Source organism: Ruegeria sp. BA12 (assembly GCF_056539625.1).
In genome coordinates this window covers 32,980-52,728 of record NZ_JBQFVF010000011.1, presented here as the reverse complement: position 1 = coordinate 52,728, position 19,749 = coordinate 32,980, and the positions used below count along the sequence as shown (strand labels likewise).

Sequence of the window (19,749 nt, the reverse complement as noted above, 5' to 3'; positions counted from 1 at the left end):
CCATGCTTGATGCAAGCCCAACCAAGACCGTCACCTTCAACCTTAACGGCGACGACGTCACCGTGCCCGAAGGCACCACGATCTGGGACGCGGCCAACGGCCGTGGACTGGTAATCCCGCATCTGTGCCACAAACCGGCACCGGGCTACAAACCCGACGGTAACTGCCGCGCCTGTATGGTCGAGGTGGAAGGCGAGCGCACTCTGGTCGCCTCGTGTATCCGTCCGGCGGTTGAGGGGATGGTCGTCAAAACCGACACCGACCGCGCCGAGAAATCACGTGCGATGGTCATGGAACTGCTGGTCGCCGACCAACCCGAACACCCGCATGATGAGTCCAGCCACTTCTGGGACATGGCCAAGCTGAACGATGTCAGCGACAGCCGCTTCCCGGCCAAAGAGGCCAAAAAGATCCCGCTGCTGGATGACAGCCACGTTGCGATGCGCGTCAATCTGGACGCCTGCATCAACTGTAACCTCTGTGTCCGCGCCTGCCGTGACGTGCAGGTCAATGACGTGATCGGAATGGCCGGTCGCGGACATACCTCGCAGGTGGTGTTCGATCAGAACGACCCGATGGGGACTTCGACCTGCGTAGCTTGTGGCGAATGTGTTCAGGCCTGCCCGACGGGTGCCTTGATGCCGGCCACCGTGCTGGACGATCAGCAACATGGGGACAGCAAGGATTACGACTCTGAAACCGAAAGCGTTTGCCCGTTCTGTGGTGTTGGCTGCAAAGTCTCGCTGAAGGTCAAGGATGGCAAGGTCAAGTATGTCGAAGGCATCAACGGCCCCGCAAACGAAGGCCGTCTGTGCGTCAAAGGCCGCTTTGGCTTCGACTATATCCACCACCCGCACCGCCTGACCAAACCGCTGATCCGGCGCGAGGATGCACCTGCCAAGGGCCTGAACGTCGATCCCGGCAACCTATCGACCCATTTCCGCGAAGCGACCTGGGAAGAGGCGATGGATCTGGCGGCCACCAAGCTGAAGGCGATGCGCGACGAGGACCCGCGCAGCGTTGCGGGCTTTGGCTCGGCCAAATGCACCAACGAAGAGGCCTATCTGTTCCAGAAGTTCATCCGTCAGGGCTTCCGCCACAACAACGTTGACCACTGCACCCGTCTGTGCCACGCGTCGTCAGTAGCGGCGCTGATCGAAAACGTGGGTTCGGGCGCGGTGACCGCGACCTTCAACGAGATCGAAAACGCGGATGTGGCGATCATCATCGGGGCCAACCCGATCGAAAACCACCCCGTTGCAGCGACTTATTTCAAGCAGTTCACCAAGCGCGGTGGCAAGCTGATCGTGATGGATCCGCGCGGCGTTGGAATGCGCAAGTTCGCGGATGAGATGCTGCAATTCCGCCCCGGTGCGGATGTCTCGATGCTCAACGCGATCATGAACGTGATCGTCGAAGAAGAGCTGTATGACAGCCAGTATATCCACCGCTGGACCGAGAACTGGGAGGCCGAGAAAGAGCATCTGCGCCAGTTCACGCCCGAAGCGATGTCACCGATCTGTGGTATTGAACCGGACCAGCTGCGCCGCGTCGCCCGCACCTTTGCGCAGGCCAAAGCCGGTCTGATTTTCTGGGGCATGGGGGTCAGCCAACACATCCACGGCACCGATAACTCGCGCTGCCTGATCTCGCTGGCACTGATGACCGGAAATGTTGGTAAGCCAGGCGCGGGTTTGCACCCGCTGCGCGGTCAGAACAACGTGCAAGGTGCCTCTGATGCGGGTCTGATCCCGATGTTCTTGCCGGATTATCAATCGGTTACTGATGATAATATCCGCGCCAAGTTCAACAACGTATGGAACTCTGAGGATTTCTCGAACGAGAAGGGCCTGACGGTTACCGAGATCATTGATCAGGCTTACGCGGGCAACATCAAGGGGATGTACATTCAGGGTGAAAACCCGGCCATGTCCGACCCGGATGTGGGTCACGCGCGCGAGGCATTGGCCAAGCTGGATCTGATGATCGTACAGGATATCTTCCTGACCGAAACGGCGAACTATGCTGACATCATCCTGCCCGCCTCGGCGCTGTATGAGAAAAACGGCACCGTGTCGAACACCAACCGTCAGGTGCAGCGGGTGCGCCCCGCTGTGACGCCTCCGGGTGAGGCACGCGAGGATTGGAAGATCACGGTGGAACTGGCGCAGCGCATCGGTCTGAACTGGGATTACACGGATGTGTCTCAGGTCTTTGCCGAGATGAAGCTGACCATGGCGTCGCTGGACAACATTACGTGGGAGCGTCTGGAAACAGAAACGATCACCTACCCGTCGCTCAGCGAAACCGATCCGGGTCAGGCGATTGTGTTTGGCGATGGTTTCCCGCGTGCCGATGGCCGTGCGCGGTTTACCCCTGCCAGCGTCATCCCACCGGACGAAGCGCCGGATGACGAATACCCGATGATCGCCACGACCGGCCGTCAGTTGGAACATTGGCACACCGGATCCATGACCCGCCGTGCTAAAGTTCTGGATGCCGTAGAACCGGAAGCGAACTGTTCCTTGAACCCCCGAACACTCAAGCTGATGGGGATCGAGCCGGGCGAAATGATCCGTCTGACCACACGGCGTGGTTCGATCGAGATCATGGCACGCGCGGACCGGGCCATTGCCGAGGACATGGTGTTCATCCCCTTCGCCTATGTCGAGGCGGCTGCGAACATCCTGACCAACTCGGCCATCGATCCGTTTGGCAAAATCCCCGAGTTCAAGTTCTCGGCAATCCGGGTTGAAAAAATCGAAGACGCGGTTGCGGCAGAATAACCTTGTTGCGTACGCAGCATGAAAGGCGGCCGATTGGGCCGCCTTTTTTCTTTCCTTGACAGCAAGTTACTTGCAGCCAACCCTGTCGCCGTCACTGGTGCAGGAGTTTTACATGACCCGCCGTTTTTTCGTCGATCTGTCCGTTCCGTTGGAAACCGGGATCGTTTCGGACCCGCCAATCATGCTGCCCGAAATCGAATACATGACCCATGATCAGACCGCAGAACAGGTCATGTCCTTCTTTCCTGGCTTGCAAAAACAGGACCTACCGGGCGGCGAAGGCTGGGCCATTGAGCGGCTGCAAATTGCCACGCATAACGGCACCCATCTGGACGCGCCGTATCACCACCACTCGACCATGAATAATGGCGAGAGGGCGATCACCATCGATGAGGTGCCGCTGGAATGGTGCATGAACCCCGGCGTAAAACTGGATTTTCGCCATTTCGACGACGGCTATGTGGTGTCTGCCGCCGATGTTGAGGCCGAGTTGAAGCGGATCGGGCATACCTTGCAGCCATTGGATATCGTGGTCGTGAACACCTCAGCCGGTACGCAATACGGACAGGCCGATTACCTGATTAAAGGCTGCGGTATGGGGCGTGAGGCGACGTTGTACCTGACCCAACGCGGGGTGCGGGTCACTGGCACAGACGCCTGGAGCTGGGACGCACCCTTTGCGCTGACGGCCCAGGAATATGCCGAAACGCGCGACCCGTCGATTATCTGGGAGGGCCATCGGGCGTCGATGGATATCGGTTATTGCCACATTGAGAAATTGACCAATCTGGAAGACCTACCACCAACGGGTTTCGAAATTTCGTGTTTTCCGTTCAAGATCAAGGGCGCCTCGGCGGGTTTTGTGCGGGCCGTCGCAATATTCGAGGAAGATCCAGATGACTAACCCCCTCAGCGGTCACGATGGGCCCTATGACGCCCCGATTGAAATACGAGGGTTTAGAGTTTTGCCGGAATGGATCGACTATAACGGCCACATGAATGTGGGGTTCTATGGCGTGGCCTTCGACCGCGCGTTGGATCACTTGATGGTTGATCATCTGGGTCTGGGCGAAGCGCAGGTCAGCGCGTTGGGACAGGGGCCTTACATCCTGCAGTCGCATATGAATTTTCTGCGCGAGATTAGGCAGGACGAACCGTTCTGGTTTCGCTTTCGGATGTTGGATTCCGATCAGAAACGGGGGCATTACTTTGCACAGATGCTGTCCGATGATGGCGAACTCTGTGCGACGCAAGAGGCGCTGTTCATGAACGTCAGCCATACGAGCGGGCGTTCCACTCCTTATCCGGACTGGGCGGTAGCGCGGTTGGCCCGGATGGTTCAAGATCATGCACCATTGGACCCCGCACCGCAGGTTGGGCACACCATTGGCATCCGCCGCAGCGATTAATAATCCCGTTCGAAAAACACGCCAACCCCGGTTTCTCCGCGCCCGTCGACTGAACCGCGGACAGTAAAACTGTCCGACACGTCAAGGTTCAGGTTCACCTCGGTGTCACCTTCGGTATTGACGGTGAAATCGGTGTAGAGATTGTCGCTCAGATACGCGCCGGCCCCCAGTCGGCCCGCACCGCCTTCGGACGCGCCAATATCCACCGTGTCAACGCCGGTCGAATCGCGAAGCCCTTTGGTTGCATCTCCCCCGGCACCGCTGAGCTGCGCCAGAGACGCCGCCATCTGGGCGATGACAAAGGGTGAAATTTCGGAAAACCGGTTGCCGAACAAGAGCATGGCCAGCGCCTCTTCGGCTGGGCGTTCAGGGTCGGAATAAACGTCAACCTCCGGCGCATCCAACGGGCCCGCGATTTCGATTGTGGCGGTGCCATCGGACGTGCTGGTGGATGAGGCGAACTCGATATACGGCGTCAGGTCGCCTTGCAGTGTCACGATGCCTTTTGTCAGGGCCAGCCTGCGGCCCAGAATGTCGAAATTTCCCCGGATCAGTTCGATTTGGCCGGATGGGATAACTGCGGTGGTCGTGCCGCCGATATTCAGCCGCCCCCCCAGTTCGGCGTTCACACCCCGGCCGCGCACGAAAACCGCCTTGGGTGCCAGCAGGCTGACATCCAGCGCGATACGTGAATCGCTTTTTTCCGCGCCTTCCTCGACAACAAGGCCCGCGCGTTCCCGTGTTAGGTAACCAGCCGCGCTTTCATTGACATGCCTGATCTCGGGGATCGGTGCAGCGCCCACGGCACCAGCCGCGGCAGCGAGGTTGATATTGGTTTCCTCGAACGTGATCTGACCGGAAATGGCGCTGTTGCCCGCCAGCGCTCCGGTCATGGCGATCTCACCGTTCAGCGTGGTCTCATACAGAAGCTTGTCTGTTAGCACCAACTGATTGAGCCGCGTAACAATGTTCGCGTTCAGCGGCGGTGTCAGGTCCAATGGCCCCGAGATGGTAAAAGTGCCGCCCGCGCGCATGCCACCATTCAACGAGATATTGGCGCGACTCTGCGCCAATTCGACCGAGCCGCTGATGCCGGTTATTGTCTGTCCGATCTCAGGGATCGCAATTGACGTGCCCGAAGTGGTGATAGAACCGCTGAGCGAACTTAGCTCGGGCTTTCCCTTGAGCCGCAGATTGTGCCGGGCCGATCCTTCGATCTTGTTGGGTGAGATAAAGATGTTGGCGACGCCCAGGTTGATGCCACCCTGCGCCCGCAGATCGGCCTCGCCGCTGTTTTCATCGAAGGTTCCAGCGATAGTGCTGTTGATCTCGGCCGGGCCATTGGCTGACCCGTCAATGGTCCAGACGCCATTGTCGCGCTTGGCCGTGCCGGTTGCCGCAACGGTGCCAGGGAATTCGGGCGCGAACCGTTCGATCCTGTTCAACTTGGCGTCGAAATCCAAATCGGCCGAACCATCGGTGTCTACTGTTCCGGTCAGGGCTGCATAGGAACTGTCCGGGCCGCTCAGGCGCATGTCCCCTTCCAGTCCCGATCCCGTTGGGGCAACATTCCCGTCCAACGTCAGCGGGCCGGACATCGACGTCATGACACGGGACAGGTCGTCAAGCTGGGCCGAGAAGGTCAGGCCACCCGCCTCTCGGTCCAGTTTGCCCGATGCTGTAGCCGATAGGGCAGTGCCCCTCAGGCTAAACTTACGGACTTCCATGCCATCGTCGTCTTTGTCGGCATCAATGTTCAGGGTCGTGCGGCCCTGGATCAATTTATCGACCAAATCAATCCCGGTCCGAAGGTCGTCAGCGTCCACATTGCCCTGAACGTCAAAGACACGATTGGCGAGATTTCCGTTGCCCTGCACATTCGCGGTGACCGAGCCGCCCAGATCCCGCTTGGCCAACCCCGAGAACAGCGACAGATCCGGGGCGTTCACACGGGCGGTGCCGTCAACCGAAAGCTCTCCGGTAGGGTCATCCACCGTTGCGGCGACTTTTGCAGTTAAGGCGGTACCGTTGACCGTCGCTTCGCGAATTTCAATCCGATCTGTCGTGCGTGCCCCGTCCCAGGTGATCGTGGTCTTGCCGGTCAGCAGCGGATCGATGTCGGACATTCCGGTTTGTATATCCTGTCCGATCACGCTGGCCGTGCCGTCGAATTCCAAAGTCTGCACGGTGCCTTTGCCGTCCATTTCCGCCCGCAGGGCGCCACCCAGTTCACGCTTGGCCAGACCGGAAAAGACCGACAGGTCAGACGCATTCACGCGGGCCTTGCCGTCAATGGTCAGGTTGCCGTCAGGTGTCGTGACCTCGCCGCTGGCCTTTGCCTGCGCAGCTTCGCTGTTCAGGTCAAACTCGCGAATGGTGATGCCGTCGCTGCCTCGGCTGGCATCCAGGGTGATGGTGGTTTCGCCTTTGATGACGGGATCGATATCGTCGCGCCCGGTGACCAGATTGCTGCCCTCAAGCACCAGTTTGCCGTCAAAGCTACGCTCCAATGGTGAGCCTGTGCCGTCAACGCGGGCCGAGGCACTACCGCCCAGATCAAGCTGCGCCAGGTCCGAAAAACGCGACAGGTCCGATGCCTCAAGCGTGGCCGAACCGTCAACCGTCAGTCCACTATTCAATCCGTCGATCAACGCATCCAGCCCAAGGGTATAGTCGGTTCCCACCAGTTCGAACCCCGACAGGTTCAGAGACTGATCGCTGCCGTAATCGAACTGCCCATCCAACGTGATGCTCTCTCCCAAGGCCGTGTTCAGGGCCTGATCATTCAGATCGATCCCGTCGACGATGGCCTGAAGGTCTCCCATTACACTGAATGAAGTGCCCTGTTCTAACGTGCCCTGCGCGGTGATGCGGGCCGTGTCCAGTTTCGCTTGCGGAGATTGAAACGCATTCGCCGTCAGGCTCAGATCCCACAAATTGCCGTTTTTCTGATCGAACAAAGCGGAAATCTGCGCCGCTTCAATCGAGGTTTCGCCGCCTTTGACCGGCAAAACCACCGTTGTTCCGTCGGGCGGGGTGATCCGGCCTTGCAAGGCCGCCAATTGTAACGTGCCGCCTTCGGCCAATTGCAACTCACCCTTTAGGTCCAGGGCTTGGGTGGTCAATTCCAGATCGGGGATGTCCAGCGCGCCTTGCGGTTTGGTTTGGCCGTCCACGAACAGGCGTGTTTTCGGGCCAAAGAACGGGTCCAGATCCTCGGCCATAAAGGGAGTCAGGTCGCCACCCAGATCGGCGGTAAAGGCGATCCCGTCTGCCGCACCGGTTTCAGCGGCGCGCAGCTGTATCTGCCCTGTGACCTGTTGCTGATTGTCGCTGCTCAGGGCGATATCAGCAGTGAAATCGGTCACTGGGCCCGAGCCTGTGACCGACAGGCCGATCGGTGGGCTGTCGGGAATATTCAGCGCAGTTGATATCACGCCGCCTGCGGCCTCTTTCACCTGCAGGTCCAGATTGATCTCGCGCGAGGTGTTCTGGAACCCGGCGGTCAGTGTCACCTCATCCCCTCCGCGGTCCAGGCGGGTGACATCCAGGTTGGTGTCCAATGTACCATCGGCCAGTGACAGGTTCCCCGTCACCGCCAGATCGGCGGCAACCCCGATCAGAGGTTCACCCAGTGACAGCTCATCAATCCTGATTTCACCGATCTCGATGGAAACGGGCAGTTCCGGTAGTTCGAACGGTTTGGTTTCGGCTGTCGGCGCAGGCGTGTCCTTGGTGGTTGTGCCCGGCGTGCGGGCGATGTCGATTTCCTGCGCGGTCAGGGCATTGACGGAAAATCGACCCCGGATCAGGGCCAGCCGGTTCCAGTCCAGCTGAGCGTCTTTGATGGTCAGCCAGACACCTTCGTCGTCCGATACGGTGATCTCTTCAATCGTCGCGCGGGCGCTCAACGCGCCTTGCAAGCCTTTAACGGTGACGTTCTGATCATCCCCCGACAGGGTGTCCTGCAGAAAACGTTCCAGCATGCTGCCGCCGCCGTCATCCTCTTGCGCGAGTACGGGCGGCGCTGTCAGGATCAGCACAGTTGTCACAACCGGATATGAAAACTGCCGTATCAAAACGCTTGTCCGATCCCGATATAGAATTGCAGACCATCGCCAGTGTCGCCCTGAACCGGCAGGGCTAAGTCAACGCGTAGAGGGCCGAACCCCCCAAGATCATACCGCACCCCAAGCCCGGCACCGGAATGGTATTCTGCACCGCTGCCGATGAAAGAAGAAGTGTCCACAGTACCGAAATCATAGAACCCGACAAGCGATATCGTGTCGGTGATCTTGCCACGGACTTCTCCCGACAGCCCGAGGAAGGACTTGCCGCCTGCTTCACCACCGTTGACTGGAATGCCGAGGCTTTCGAACGGCTGCCCACGCACTGTGCCGGCACCACCCGAGAAGAACAGGAAATCCGGTGTCACATTGCTTGGGGAAGGACCGATTATCGATCCTATCTGAGCCCGACCAGCCAAAACGAGCCGCCCGCCCGTGCCCAGGCTGGTATAGGCGCGTGTGTCGGCGAACAGCCTGATGCCCGTGTCTGTGCCAGAAAAACCTACAAAGGGCATGATTTGCGCATCCAGATAGAATCCGCGAGTCGCGCTGACCTTGCTGTCACGCTCGTCCCATTCAGACCGGGTTGGGATAATGAAATAGCGGAACTTGCGGCCGCTGCCATAGGCGTCATCTGCATCCGACCACTGAAATCCAGCCGAGGCTTCGGCATAAAGCCGGTCGGAAAAGGTGCGACGCGCACCATAGGCCAGCGAGGCCACGGATACGTTGTAATTCTCGGTATTCCGCCGCTCCAGCAGGGCGCTCCAAAAGGTGTTGTCGTCCGGGCCCAGCCGGTCGGGTTGATCAAGGCGCAAACCAATGCGGCCGTCCAAATCCTCGGTTCCGCCGATATTGCGCAGAGCGGCTTCGAACCGCAGCCGTTCCGCGCGGCGGAAGACGTTGCGATGGGTCCAGGTCGCGGTGACGTCCAGCCCGGCATTCGAGGCCAGCTCGACCCCGAAGGTCAGGCGGCGTTTGGGCATGTCCTCAAAAGTTGCATCGAAATCCAACGTGCCATCGGGATTGGGCGTTTCATGTTCTTCGATTGAAACGATGCTGAACGTGCCTGTCCGACGCAAGCGGGTGCCGACCTTCTGGATTTCCGCTGGCGAATAAACCTCGCCCGAGGGAAAGCCGGCGATCTTGTTGATCGAGTGGTGGCGTACATCTGTATCGCCTTTGATGAACATCTTGCCGAAGGTCAGGCGCGGACCGGGCTCAAGGTCGATTTCAGCATCCAGCTTTCTCTGCGCATGGCGAGCGATAACGGTTTGGTCTTCAAGTTGGGCTTTGGCGTGACCCGCGTCCCGCCAGCCCTGTACCCCGGCCGAGGCCGCCTGTTGGATGGCACCGGTCGTGGCCAGTTTTCCGGGAGCGAATTCCTCTGGCAGGATTGTCTCCGGCGTAACAGGGGCGACGATAGCCGTTCCAAAAGTGAAGGTCGGTCCGGTATTTACCGTGATAACCGCTCGGTTGATCGTGTTGGGTACGGTTAGTGAGCTGATGTCAGCCGCTTCCCGGCCATCCAGCTTGATGCTGACGACGGGGCTGAAATAGCCCTCGTCATACAGAATCTGAACGAGTGTGCGGTAATCTGACAGGGCGGCAGACAGAACCTCGAGCGGTGTATCCAAGCCACGTTCATCCGCCGTTAAGACCGAGGAGGTTTCTTCGATACGTTCAACCACTCCCTGGGGCGCACCGGGCGCGGACAGGGATGTTTCCAGCGCGGCCAGAGATGAGGGCTGAGCGGCGGCAATAACGCCAAGCAGACAATATTTCACAAAGGCCTGTGGCCTGCTTCCCCGCATCGAATGGCTCCAACTGCCCCAAGTCGAAATCAATTTCACCGTCTTATGAAAAACAACGGCTGATACCGTTCATGTTAGAGCATCAGTTTCCACACAGGGAAAGAACTTATCGAATGAGATGCCAAATTACCGGTTTGTGTGCCCCGTCAGCCCCGTTTGCGGGGCGGTAATGTGGCGCCAACCCATGAACGCATTGACGGGCTCCTCCCGCCCGATCACATCGCATCAAGGATGCTCGTGACCCGTTGGGCCGGGCAGCGCCCGGGCAGGCCCGCGCGCTGCGGTTCCGCGAATTCAAGGCTGTGCCATCAGGCGGGCGACGTCGAGCATACGTGCTGAAAAGCCCCATTCATTGTCATACCAGCCGAAAATGCGAACCTGCCGGTCGCCGACCATCCGCGTCTCGCGGCCTGCAATGACCAAAGATTCCGGTCGTGTACGCAAATCTGACGACACCAGCGGGTGATCGGTCCATCCCAGAACGGGAGACTGCGCGACCGTCTTGCGCAGCTCGGCTTCAAAGTCAGTGGCGGACATACCGCGCTCAAGTGTTGCGACCAAATCCACCGCAGACACGCTGGCTGTGGGGACACGCACCGCCGCGCCCGAGATGCGACCCGCGAGATGCGGCATGACCTCATCAATCAAGTGCGTGGCGCTGGTGGTGGTGGGCACCATGGAAAGCGCCCCGGCGCGTGACCGGGCCAGATCGCCGCGCGGGGCGTCAATCATGGGTTGGCTGTTGGTATAACAATGGATGGTCGTCATATGGGCCGAGGCGATGCCGCCGATTCCATCCAGCACCTTGATCAGTGGGGCCAGCCCATTGGTGGTGCAGGACGCGTTCGAAACGATCCGGGCGTTGCCCAACTGCGCTTCGTTGGCGCCCAGAACGATCGTGACTTCGGTTGCGGGCGAGGGGCCCGAAATCAGCACTTTGCCCGCCCCGGCGGTCAGCCCCTGGCTGGCAACATCCGAGGTACGGGCGACGCCGGTGCAATCCATCAGGACATCCACGCCGCTCAGGTCGACGCGGGACAGGTCGGGGCTGTGGGTCACCGGGATTGTGTGGCCGTCGATGACAAGGGTTCCGTCGCCGGTATCGACAGGCCCAGAGTAGGGGCCGAACGTGCTGTCGTATTTGAACAGGTAGGCACAGGTTTCCAGCGGTGCGATATCGTTGATCAGCACCAGCTCAATATCCTTGCCCCACGGCAAAGCCAGCAGCTGCCGCACGATCGTGCGGCCAATACGGCCGAATCCATTGATTGCAAGTTTCATGCGCAAGCTATGGCAGTGGGCCGCGCTGACCTCAATGCCCGTTTCGCGGCAAGATCAATTGCAGCTGACCTGCGAAAAGAACTGGCCTGAGATGTTTTGATACATGCTGGCCCGGATAGGCTTGCATCCGGTGGCTGCCTGAATGGCGGCCATAGCTTGAATGGTGCGCAGGCGCGGTGGCGGACCGAACGGGTTCAGATTGTTGTTGTCACGCGTGGCGCGGTACACGACCGGAGCATCCGAAACCTGCGTAACGGCCCATGTGCGGCTCATAACGAAGACCGATTTGGTTTCCTCTTTGGCGACTACAGGGGTCGCCTCTAAGGCCGTCAGGCCAATTACAGCTGCCAGTGCCAGCAGGGATCCGCGCAGTACCATTGAACAATCTCCAGTGCTAAAAACGGTGCTATTTCACCAGATTCAAGTGCTTCTGTGAACCCCTGCGCGGGAAAAACTGAATCGGCGTAAGTGGTTAGCCAGTTACGGGGTGGTTGCTGGTTCGCGTCTTTGCACAGTTGATCGTGGTTGTTTCGGTCCGCCCACGCACCTTAGGGGGCATTCGTGCGGGGTAACTCAGTTGTGCCGGGCGAACGCCACGAATGGAATGCCATGCCAGTAGCGGCCTTAGACTGTCAAAAGAATTATTCTGGATAGTTTTAGCGTTTGCCCAACAGGGCTTGGCCCCCGTTCGCTGCCGGTATAGTCTTGAATGCAAATCTATTTCAGCAAGGTGAGGCGATCATGAAAGCCTGGATTTCTTCTACATTGGTAGCTGTTGTTGTTCTGGCTGCAATCCCGACCGTGCAGGCCAAGCCGCTTTCCCGAATCATCGCAGAAATGGGGCTGACACCTGCAGATTTCGAGGTTGTGAACACAGCCGCTGACGCGATGCTGTCAGGCGCGACACCCCGGGTGGGTGAGGAAAGTTCCTGGGTGAACGAAGCCACCGGTTCGAAAGGCACGATTCGCGTCCGCGACGTACGTGACAACTGCGTACACCTGCAGCATTTCATTCGACCCGAAGGATCGGATCAGACTCGCGAGGTCAGAACCCGCCGGTGTCGCGACGCAGGCGGAAACTGGATCCTGACACCCTGATCTGGGTCTAGTAACCGCGGGCCCTGTCGACTTCGTGCAGCAAAGGGCCTCCGGCGCTCAGGCGGCGGAAATTCTCGCCCACATCAGCCAGCGCTTCGCCCAGATGCCAGCCCGACACGTGCGGCGTGATGGTGACACTGGGATGTGTCCAGAGCGGGCTGTCGGACGGAAGTGGTTCGGTCGAAGTCACGTCCAGCACCGCATGACCGGGTGTACCATGGTCCAGCGCGACGATCAGGGCGGTTTCTTCAATCAGATCCCCGCGACCCGCGTTCAGTAACTGGCTACCTGGCTTCATTGCCGACAGCATCCCTGCATCGAACAAACCGATTGTCTGCGGGGTCGAAGGCAGGATCGCGCAGACATGGTCGCACTGACCCAGCAGTTCCGGCAGAGCCGCGTCGCCATGCAGGCAGGTAACCCCATCGATCTGCTTGGCTGAGCGGCTCCAACCCATCACTTGAAACCCGACCGCACGCAGCATTTTGGCGCTGCGGGCACCGATATGGCCCAGACCCAGCACACCTACCACGGTGTCTGGCGAATAGAGTGGTGCTCTGGGGGCCCATTCCGCGCGGTTTTGTGCCTTTTCATGAAAGGTCATGTGTCGTTGATGGCGCAGAACATAAGCGACGAACCATTCGGCAATACCCTGCGCGGGGGCGTCCGGTTTCAGCCGTGTTATACGCACATGCGCGGGCAGGTGCGGATTGCTGACGATGGTCTCTACCCCGGCGCCCAGCTTTTGCACCAGTTTCAGGTTGGGCAGCCGCTTGGGGTGATCGTTGCACAGCACGACGACGGCGACCATCGTGATGTCGGTCGGATCACCAAGTGTTTCAGGCGTGCGTACATCCATGTCCGGGTACAGCCGCCGAATGTCTTGGGCGATGTCGTTGTCGCTTATCCAGTCGGACAACCCGGTTTCGATCAGCAACGCCATGTCGCGCCCCCCTCTGCTTCAATTTGCCAGTGATGACGTGCCGTCACTGAACTGGACATCGTTGCCGCAGCTAAGTCATTCTTTGTCCCAAGGTAAAGCCCGGTCATCGGATCGGATGACCAGACACGCACAGAAAACTTTTGAGGCAGCGTATGAACGGGACACAAGACCTGAGCCAACAGGCCTATTTTCATCTGCGCCCTGATGGCGCTTTTGTGGGCAATGACTCCGCCCGGGGGCCGTGGTCGGCCGATCACTGCCACGCCGGGCCTGTCAGCGGTCTGATCGTGCGTGCCGCAGAAACCGAGGTGGGACCGAAAAAGATGCTGACCCGCCTGACGGTCGATCTGCTGCGCCCACAACCCTTGGCAGGGCTGCGCGTGGCTGCCGAGACTACGCGCCACACCAAGACGCTGGCGACCACGCGGGTAACGGTTCACGATCTGGACGACACGCTCTGCGCCACCGCGACCACGATGCACTTGGCCCGCCGTAACCTGGGACCGGTCCCGAATGTCACGGTTGCTCCACCCCGGCTGGAAGATGCGGTGACGGGGCCATTTCCGATCGGTGAGATACGCCACGGTCTGCCGGGCTTCGCCAACCACTCAGAAGTGCTGTACCCGAAAGACGGCAATCAGGGCGCCGGTCCCAAGACGGTCTGGATGCGCACCCCGGCTTTGCTTGAGGGCGAGGACCCTTCGCCGATTCAGGCACTGTGCCCGCTTGCCGATTGTGGCAACGGCATCTCGTGGAACGCACCGACGACCGAGATGGGGTTCATGAACACCGATCTGACCGTGCAAATCCATCGCGAGCCGGGGTCGGATTGGCTGGCCTCAGAATCGCTGTGCCATTGGCAACCGTCGGGGATCGGAATGTCCCAGTCCGTATTGTATGACACGCAAGGCCCTGTCGGTACGGCCCTGCAAACGCTGGTTCTGTTCCCGCCAAAATGACCCTTTGGCCGGTTTCTGCGGGCGCTGATTGAATCGCATTGCCGCGCGCGGACGCAGGCCCTATCTTTCACGCATGCGTTGGATTGTAACCCTGTTGACTTGCTGCCTGCCGATCCCGGCCATGGCGCACCCGCATGTCTTTATCGACACCGGGCTGGAATTCATTGTGGATGACGCCGGCCAACTGACCCATGTGCGGGTGACCTGGGCTTATGATGAACTTTACTCGTTGTATCAACTTGAAGACATGAAATTGGATCAGGATTTCGACGGAGTTCTCACTGAAAATGAAGAGAAATTCCTGGCCGGTTTCGACGCACAGTGGATCGAAGGGTACAATGGCGATCTGGTTGTCTTTGCAGATGGCGTGCCCGTGTCGCTGTCCGGCCCATTGGAACCGACAGCAACCACCGAAGATGGTCGTATCGTGACAACCCATTTGCGCGCGGTTGATGGCGACGCGGTGTCTGCATCTTCGCTGACGGCGAAGGCTTTTGATGAGACGTTCTACATTGCCTATGAACTGACCCGCCCGGTGACGGTGAGTGGCCCTGCGTCCTGTCAGATGGATCGGATCGACCCCGATATCGATGGTCAGCTGGCGCAGATGCAGGCCTTTTTGTTGACACTGGACGCCGATTACGACCTTCAGGAAAACGATATCCCGCTGGTCGGGGAAAACTTTGCGACCGAGATTTTCGTTTCATGTCCAAATACCTGATTGTTCCGGTTGCCATCGCCATTGCGTTGCTTCTGTGGTTTTGGGGCAGCGGTGGGTTTGACAGTCTGGCCGCATGGGCTGCGGGTGAGCAGCGCGAGTTTCAGAACCAGATCGCCCGATCCTTACGCGCCGCACGGGCAGAACAGCCCGAGGCCGTCGCCACCCTGCTGACGGTTTGTTTCGCCTATGGGTTCTTTCATGCCATCGGTCCAGGTCATGGCAAGGTGCTGATCGGCGGGTACGGGCTGGGTCGTCGGGTCGCCTTTTGGCGGTTATCCGCAATCAGCGTGCTGTCCAGTCTGGGGCAGGCAGTGACAGCAGTCGTGCTGGTTTACGCTGGCGTTTTGGTGTTTCAGATGTCACGCGAAAGCCTTGTAGGAACAACCGAACAGGTCATGGCCCCGATCAGCTATGGTGCCATCGCCGCGATCGGTCTGTGGCTGGTGTTTCGCGCCATTCGCAGCTTTGCCCGCAGACACCGCAGTAACACAGCGCAAGCGCATCACGACCACGGTCATCACCATGGTCACGACCATCATCAAGACCACGATGTCTGTTCAGATTGCGGCCATCGTCACGGCCCCTCAGCGGAAGAAGTAGCGCAGGTCGGTAGTCTGCGCGAGGCGTTGCTGCTGATTGCCGGTATCGCGGCCCGACCCTGTACCGGGGCGCTGTTTGTGTTGATCCTGACTTGGCAGATGGGAATCGCGATGGTTGGCATCGCCGGGGCGTTTGCCATGGCGCTGGGCACGGCGCTGGTCACGACTCTGGTCGGGTGGACGTCGTTTGGGTTGCGCGGTGGATTGCTGGCGTCGGCCTCGGCCACGCGGTTTGCATCTGTGCTGGCGCCGACCATTGAATTGGTGGCGGGTCTGACAATCGCGGTTATCGCCAGTGGTTTGCTACTGCGCGCGATTTAACCGAAGACCGGTTCCGGATACCCGACCCGCGCCAGGTACAAGCCCTGCGGCGGGCATACGGGCCCACAGGCGGCGCGATCAGCGGCCTGCAACGCGTCGCGCACATCCTCGGGCGTCCACGCGCCTGCACCGACACGCTCCAGAGTCCCCACAAAGCTGCGCACCTGATTGTGCAGGAACGACCGGGCGCGGACGTGAAAATGTATCTCGGGGCCGGAAAAGCCCTCAACCCGTTCAACCCGCAACTCATCCAGCGTTTTGACCGGGCTCGCAGCCTGACAGATGGATGAGCGGAAGGTGGTGAAGTCATGCTGCCCGATCAACATATCCGCCCCGGACTGCATGGCATCGACATCCAGCTGGTGATTGATCTGCCAGACCTGCCCGGCGTCATGGGTTGCAGGCGCACGACGCATCAGGATGCGGAACAGGTATTGTCTCTCTAACGCGGAAAACCGGGCGTGCCAGTCATCGTCCACCTGCGCTGCTTTGACGATGGCCACCGGTTGCGGCTTGAGGTGATAGTTCAGCGCCTCAGACAGGCGGAAAGGGTCCCAATCCTTGACCAGATCGCAATGGGCGACTTGACCCAGAGCATGAACGCCCGCATCGGTGCGGCCCGCTGCAGCAATGGTGTGATCACCGGGTTGAATTCGCGACAAGGCCTGTTCGATTGCTCCCTGCACAGACGGCAATTCCTTTTGCCGCTGCCATCCGGCAAACGGTTCCCCTTGGTATTCGACTTTCAGCGCGTATCTAGGCATGGGCCGCTGGTAACCCGCCCTGCGAAAGGGGGCAAGGGTGGGAAAGCTCTGGCATGTACGGCGCCCTCTACCTATCTTGAGCGAAACGATAAAAGCGGGGCGACAGTTTGGTCATCTCATCCCTGGCAGACAGTCTTGTGCGCGGTGTTGAATCCGTGGGCGACCGCGTGTCTGAAACTCTGTTTGAACCAGTCATCCGTCTGGGCGTTACCGGGTTGGCGCGGTCGGGAAAGACGGTGTTCATCACATCCCTGGTTGCGAATCTGCTGGACCGGGGGCGTATGCCAGGATTGGTCGCACAGCAGGAGGGCCGCATCAATTCGGTCTACTTACAACCCCAGCCGGACGATACGGTGCCGCGCTTTGATTATGAAAACCACCTGGCTGCGCTGACCGGGCCGCAGCCTCATTGGCCAGATAGCACGCGCGCCGTGTCCGAGCTGCGCCTTTCCTTCAAGGCCCGTCCGGCAGGGTTGCTTGCGGGTCTGCAGGGGCCGCGCACGGTTCATCTGGATATTGTGGACTATCCGGGTGAGTGGCTGCTGGACTTGGCACTACTGGACAAATCATATGAGGTCTGGTCAGCCGAAACCTTAAACCGTATCGAAACGCGGACCGAAGCGGCCGCGTATTTGACGCAGGCCCGGGTGGCAAACCCTGCGGATGCTCATGACGAACCCACGGCTCAGGCGTTGGCCAAAGCCTTTGCTGCGTATTTGAACGCCGCACGGGATGCAGGCTTTTACGACTGTACGCCGGGGCGGTTTCTACTGCCCGGCGATCTGGCGGGTTCTCCGGTGCTGACCTTTGCGCCATTGCCGGTGGAGGGCCACGCACCGCGCCGCAGCCTGCACCGCGAAATGGCGCGGCGGTATGAGGCGTATAAATCGCAAGTGGTGAAACCCTTCTTTCGCGATCATTTCTCGCGGATCGACCGTCAGGTGGTTCTGGTCGATGCGCTGGGTGCAATCCACAAGGGGCCGCAAGCGGTTGAGGATATGCGACGCGCGATGGCCGATATCCTGTCGGCCTTTCGACCGGGGCGCAATGCGTGGCTCAGCCAGTTGCTGTTGGGCAAGCGGGTTGAACGTATCCTGTTCGCAGCCACCAAGGCCGATCACCTGCACCACACGCAGCATCCTCGCCTAACCCATATCATGGAGGCTCTAACCCGCGATGCCCGCGACCGGGCCAGCTTTGCCGGGGCCGAGACGGCGGCGCTGTCGCTGGCCGCCCTGCGTGCCACGACCGAGGAAATCCGGACGCATAACGGGGCGGATCTGCCTTGTGTGCGTGGGACGTTGCTGAACGGCAAACAGGCGGCCTTTTATCCCGGTGATCTGCCAGATGACCCGGCGCATTTACTGGGTCCGGCCCGTAACGGGGCTGAAAACTGGTTGGACAAGGATTTTGGGTTTATGGCCTTTGCCCCAGCGCATCTGACCTTGCGTCCGGGCGATGGCCCGCCCCATATCCGGTTGGACCGTGCCACGCAGTTTCTGATCGGAGACCGCCTGTGACCGTGACTCTCCGCCCCGCTCGTACCACGGATGCCGGAAAGATCGGAGAGATCCTGCACGGCTTTTCGCGCGAAAACGATTGGATGCCCGAGCTACATACCTGCGCTGAAACCATCGCCTTTTGCGGTTGGATGATCGATCTAGGGTGGGTCACGGTGGCCGAAACCGATACTGGCGTTGTGGGATTTCTTGCGCTCAATGAAACAGAAGTTCATTCCCTGTATTTGACACCGTCAGAATGTGGACAAGGCATTGGACAGCGCTTGTTGGACCACGCCAAGTCCGATCAGATCGAACTGTCCCTTTTTGCGTTTCAGGCCAACCACGGGGCGTGCCGGTTCTATGAGCGCAACGGTTTTGCCGAAGTTGCCCGCAGCGACGGGGCCGATAACGATGAAAATCTGCCAGACATCAAATATGTCTGGCGGCGGAAAGGGGTGGCGGATGGCTAAAGGTCCGGTACTGATTGATCTCGATACGGAACAACCTGCTGCCGACGTCGCACAGGCTCCGCCGGTCCCCGATATTGAGCCACCTCAAGGTCAGGCGATGCAAGTGGCCGCCCGCTTGGCTGCGCGGAAACCCTCGGTTCTATCACGATGGTTTTGGGGTCTGGCGCTGGCCGTGATTGGAGCGGTGGTTTCTGTTGCCGCATGGGATTTCGCCACCTCGCTGTTGTTGCGGTCACCGATATTGGGCTGGGTTGTAACTGGTCTGATCGGTGCGTTGGTTCTGGTCGCCCTGATCATCGCCCTACGGGAGCTGGCAGCCATCGGGCGCTTGTCCCGCGTGGATGGGATGCGCCGCGCCGCAGATGCCGCGTTGGCTGAGGCGGATTTGGCACAGGCCCGTGCGGTCACCAACCGCCTGATCGCGTTTTACAAAGGGCGCGAAGAAACCCGGTGGGGCCGTGACCGTCTGGCTGAACGGATGGAAGAGCAATTCGACGCCACAACCCTGCTGACCTTGGCCGAGGACGAATTGCTGGCCCCTCTGGACGCCGCCGCCAGCCGCGAGGTCGAGGCCGCCGCCCGGCAGGTCGCAACGGTGACGGCGCTGGTGCCCTTGGCGTTGGCCGATGTGGTGACCGCGCTTGCGGCCTCATTACGGATGATCCGTCGGGTTGCTGAGATTTATGGCGGACGCGCTGGATTTCTGGGCAGCTGGCGCCTGACCCGTGCAGTGTTCGTGCATCTGGTGGCGACAGGGGCCGTGGCCGTGGGTGATGATCTGCTGGAACCTATTCTGGGCGGATCGGTCCTTAGTAAACTGTCGCGCCGGTTTGGCGAGGGGCTGGTGAACGGCGCGCTCAGCGCGCGGGTTGGTGTGGCTGCGATGGAGGTTTGCCGACCACTGCCGTTTTCCGACCGGCACAAGCCATCTACGCGCGGGATGATCAAACGCGCGCTCAGCGGGTTGTTTTTCAAAACTTGACCTGACGCAAAGTCCTGTGGCCCGCTGGTGTGC

General features: G+C 59.8%; 16 protein-coding genes. 10 read left to right on the top strand and 6 right to left on the bottom strand.

Translation table 11 applies throughout. From position 1 onward, the window contains the following. Positions 1 to 2: 2 nt before the first annotated feature. The 3 genes from fdhF to ACR0B0_RS17850 all read left to right on the top strand — a co-directional run bounded on the left by fdhF (position 3) and on the right by ACR0B0_RS17850 (position 4,195). Positions 3 to 2,786 (top strand): formate dehydrogenase subunit alpha, encoded by a 2,784-nt coding sequence (gene fdhF, locus ACR0B0_RS17860; RefSeq protein ID WP_480648957.1) that lies wholly within the window; start codon positions 3 to 5, stop codon positions 2,784 to 2,786. 112 nt (positions 2,787 to 2,898) lie between these two features. Beyond that, a complete protein-coding gene (locus tag ACR0B0_RS17855) occupies positions 2,899 to 3,690 on the top strand; it encodes a cyclase family protein (protein ID WP_480648955.1) in 792 nt (263 codons plus the stop codon). Then, positions 3,683 to 4,195, top strand: coding sequence for a thioesterase family protein (locus tag ACR0B0_RS17850; protein WP_480648953.1), 513 nt, complete (start codon positions 3,683 to 3,685; stop codon positions 4,193 to 4,195). Before ACR0B0_RS17855 ends, ACR0B0_RS17850 begins: the two co-directional genes overlap by 8 nt. On the opposite strand, the gene ACR0B0_RS17845 is transcribed toward ACR0B0_RS17850, so the two are convergent. The 4 genes from ACR0B0_RS17845 to ACR0B0_RS17830 all read right to left on the bottom strand — a co-directional run bounded on the left by ACR0B0_RS17845 (position 4,192) and on the right by ACR0B0_RS17830 (position 11,735). After that, positions 4,192 to 8,274 carry a translocation/assembly module TamB domain-containing protein gene (locus tag ACR0B0_RS17845; RefSeq protein ID WP_480648951.1) on the bottom strand — a complete coding sequence of 1,361 codons (4,083 nt, stop codon included), beginning with the start codon at positions 8,272 to 8,274 and terminating at the stop codon, positions 4,192 to 4,194. The two genes, ACR0B0_RS17850 and ACR0B0_RS17845, sit on opposite strands and share 4 nt — an antisense overlap. Next, positions 8,271 to 10,076, bottom strand: coding sequence for an autotransporter assembly complex protein TamA (locus tag ACR0B0_RS17840; protein WP_480648949.1), 1,806 nt, complete (start codon positions 10,074 to 10,076; stop codon positions 8,271 to 8,273). Before ACR0B0_RS17840 ends, ACR0B0_RS17845 begins: the two co-directional genes overlap by 4 nt. A gap of 294 nt (positions 10,077 to 10,370) precedes the next feature. Continuing rightward, positions 10,371 to 11,357, bottom strand: coding sequence for a type I glyceraldehyde-3-phosphate dehydrogenase (locus ACR0B0_RS17835; RefSeq protein ID WP_480648947.1), 987 nt, complete (start codon positions 11,355 to 11,357; stop codon positions 10,371 to 10,373). A 54-nt stretch (positions 11,358 to 11,411) separates the two neighbouring features. After that, a complete protein-coding gene (locus ACR0B0_RS17830) occupies positions 11,412 to 11,735 on the bottom strand; it encodes a hypothetical protein (RefSeq protein WP_170351739.1) in 324 nt (107 codons plus the stop codon). A 363-nt stretch (positions 11,736 to 12,098) separates the two neighbouring features. On the opposite strand from ACR0B0_RS17830, the gene ACR0B0_RS17825 reads away from it, so the two are divergent. After that, positions 12,099 to 12,455 carry a hypothetical protein gene (locus ACR0B0_RS17825; RefSeq protein WP_170351738.1) on the top strand — a complete coding sequence of 119 codons (357 nt, stop codon included), beginning with the start codon at positions 12,099 to 12,101 and terminating at the stop codon, positions 12,453 to 12,455. Between the two features lie 7 nt (positions 12,456 to 12,462). On the opposite strand, the gene ACR0B0_RS17820 is transcribed toward ACR0B0_RS17825, so the two are convergent. Next, positions 12,463 to 13,398 carry a 2-hydroxyacid dehydrogenase gene (locus ACR0B0_RS17820; RefSeq protein WP_480648945.1) on the bottom strand — a complete coding sequence of 312 codons (936 nt, stop codon included), beginning with the start codon at positions 13,396 to 13,398 and terminating at the stop codon, positions 12,463 to 12,465. Between the two features lie 152 nt (positions 13,399 to 13,550). Here ACR0B0_RS17820 and ACR0B0_RS17815 point away from each other — a divergent pair, with 152 nt between their 5' ends. The 3 genes from ACR0B0_RS17815 to ACR0B0_RS17805 all read left to right on the top strand — a co-directional run bounded on the left by ACR0B0_RS17815 (position 13,551) and on the right by ACR0B0_RS17805 (position 15,998). Then, positions 13,551 to 14,357, top strand: coding sequence for a thioesterase family protein (locus tag ACR0B0_RS17815; RefSeq protein WP_480648943.1), 807 nt, complete (start codon positions 13,551 to 13,553; stop codon positions 14,355 to 14,357). 73 nt (positions 14,358 to 14,430) lie between these two features. After that, on the top strand, positions 14,431 to 15,078 hold the full coding sequence (locus ACR0B0_RS17810; protein ID WP_480648941.1) for a DUF1007 family protein: 648 nt from the start codon (positions 14,431 to 14,433) through the stop codon (positions 15,076 to 15,078). After that, positions 15,063 to 15,998 (top strand): nickel/cobalt transporter, encoded by a 936-nt coding sequence (locus tag ACR0B0_RS17805; RefSeq protein ID WP_170414205.1) that lies wholly within the window; start codon positions 15,063 to 15,065, stop codon positions 15,996 to 15,998. The genes ACR0B0_RS17810 and ACR0B0_RS17805 overlap by 16 nt, the downstream gene beginning before the upstream one ends. Here the strand turns inward: ACR0B0_RS17805 and truA are convergent. Next, on the bottom strand, positions 15,995 to 16,762 hold the full coding sequence (truA, locus tag ACR0B0_RS17800; RefSeq protein WP_170414207.1) for a tRNA pseudouridine(38-40) synthase TruA: 768 nt from the start codon (positions 16,760 to 16,762) through the stop codon (positions 15,995 to 15,997). The genes ACR0B0_RS17805 and truA overlap by 4 nt on opposite strands. A gap of 107 nt (positions 16,763 to 16,869) precedes the next feature. Here truA and ACR0B0_RS17795 point away from each other — a divergent pair, with 107 nt between their 5' ends. Genes ACR0B0_RS17795 through ACR0B0_RS17785 form a run of 3 tightly spaced genes read left to right on the top strand, consistent with a single transcriptional unit; the run spans position 16,870 to position 19,716 of the window. Then, on the top strand, positions 16,870 to 18,282 hold the full coding sequence (locus ACR0B0_RS17795) for a YcjX family GTP-binding protein (RefSeq protein ID WP_480648939.1): 1,413 nt from the start codon (positions 16,870 to 16,872) through the stop codon (positions 18,280 to 18,282). Continuing rightward, the gene (locus ACR0B0_RS17790) at positions 18,279 to 18,734 is read left to right on the top strand and encodes a GNAT family N-acetyltransferase (RefSeq protein ID WP_170351731.1); all 456 of its coding nucleotides are present in this window, start codon (positions 18,279 to 18,281) and stop codon (positions 18,732 to 18,734) included. Before ACR0B0_RS17795 ends, ACR0B0_RS17790 begins: the two co-directional genes overlap by 4 nt. Next, a complete protein-coding gene (locus ACR0B0_RS17785; RefSeq protein WP_170351730.1) occupies positions 18,727 to 19,716 on the top strand; it encodes a YcjF family protein in 990 nt (329 codons plus the stop codon). Before ACR0B0_RS17790 ends, ACR0B0_RS17785 begins: the two co-directional genes overlap by 8 nt. Positions 19,717 to 19,749 lie beyond the last annotated feature (33 nt).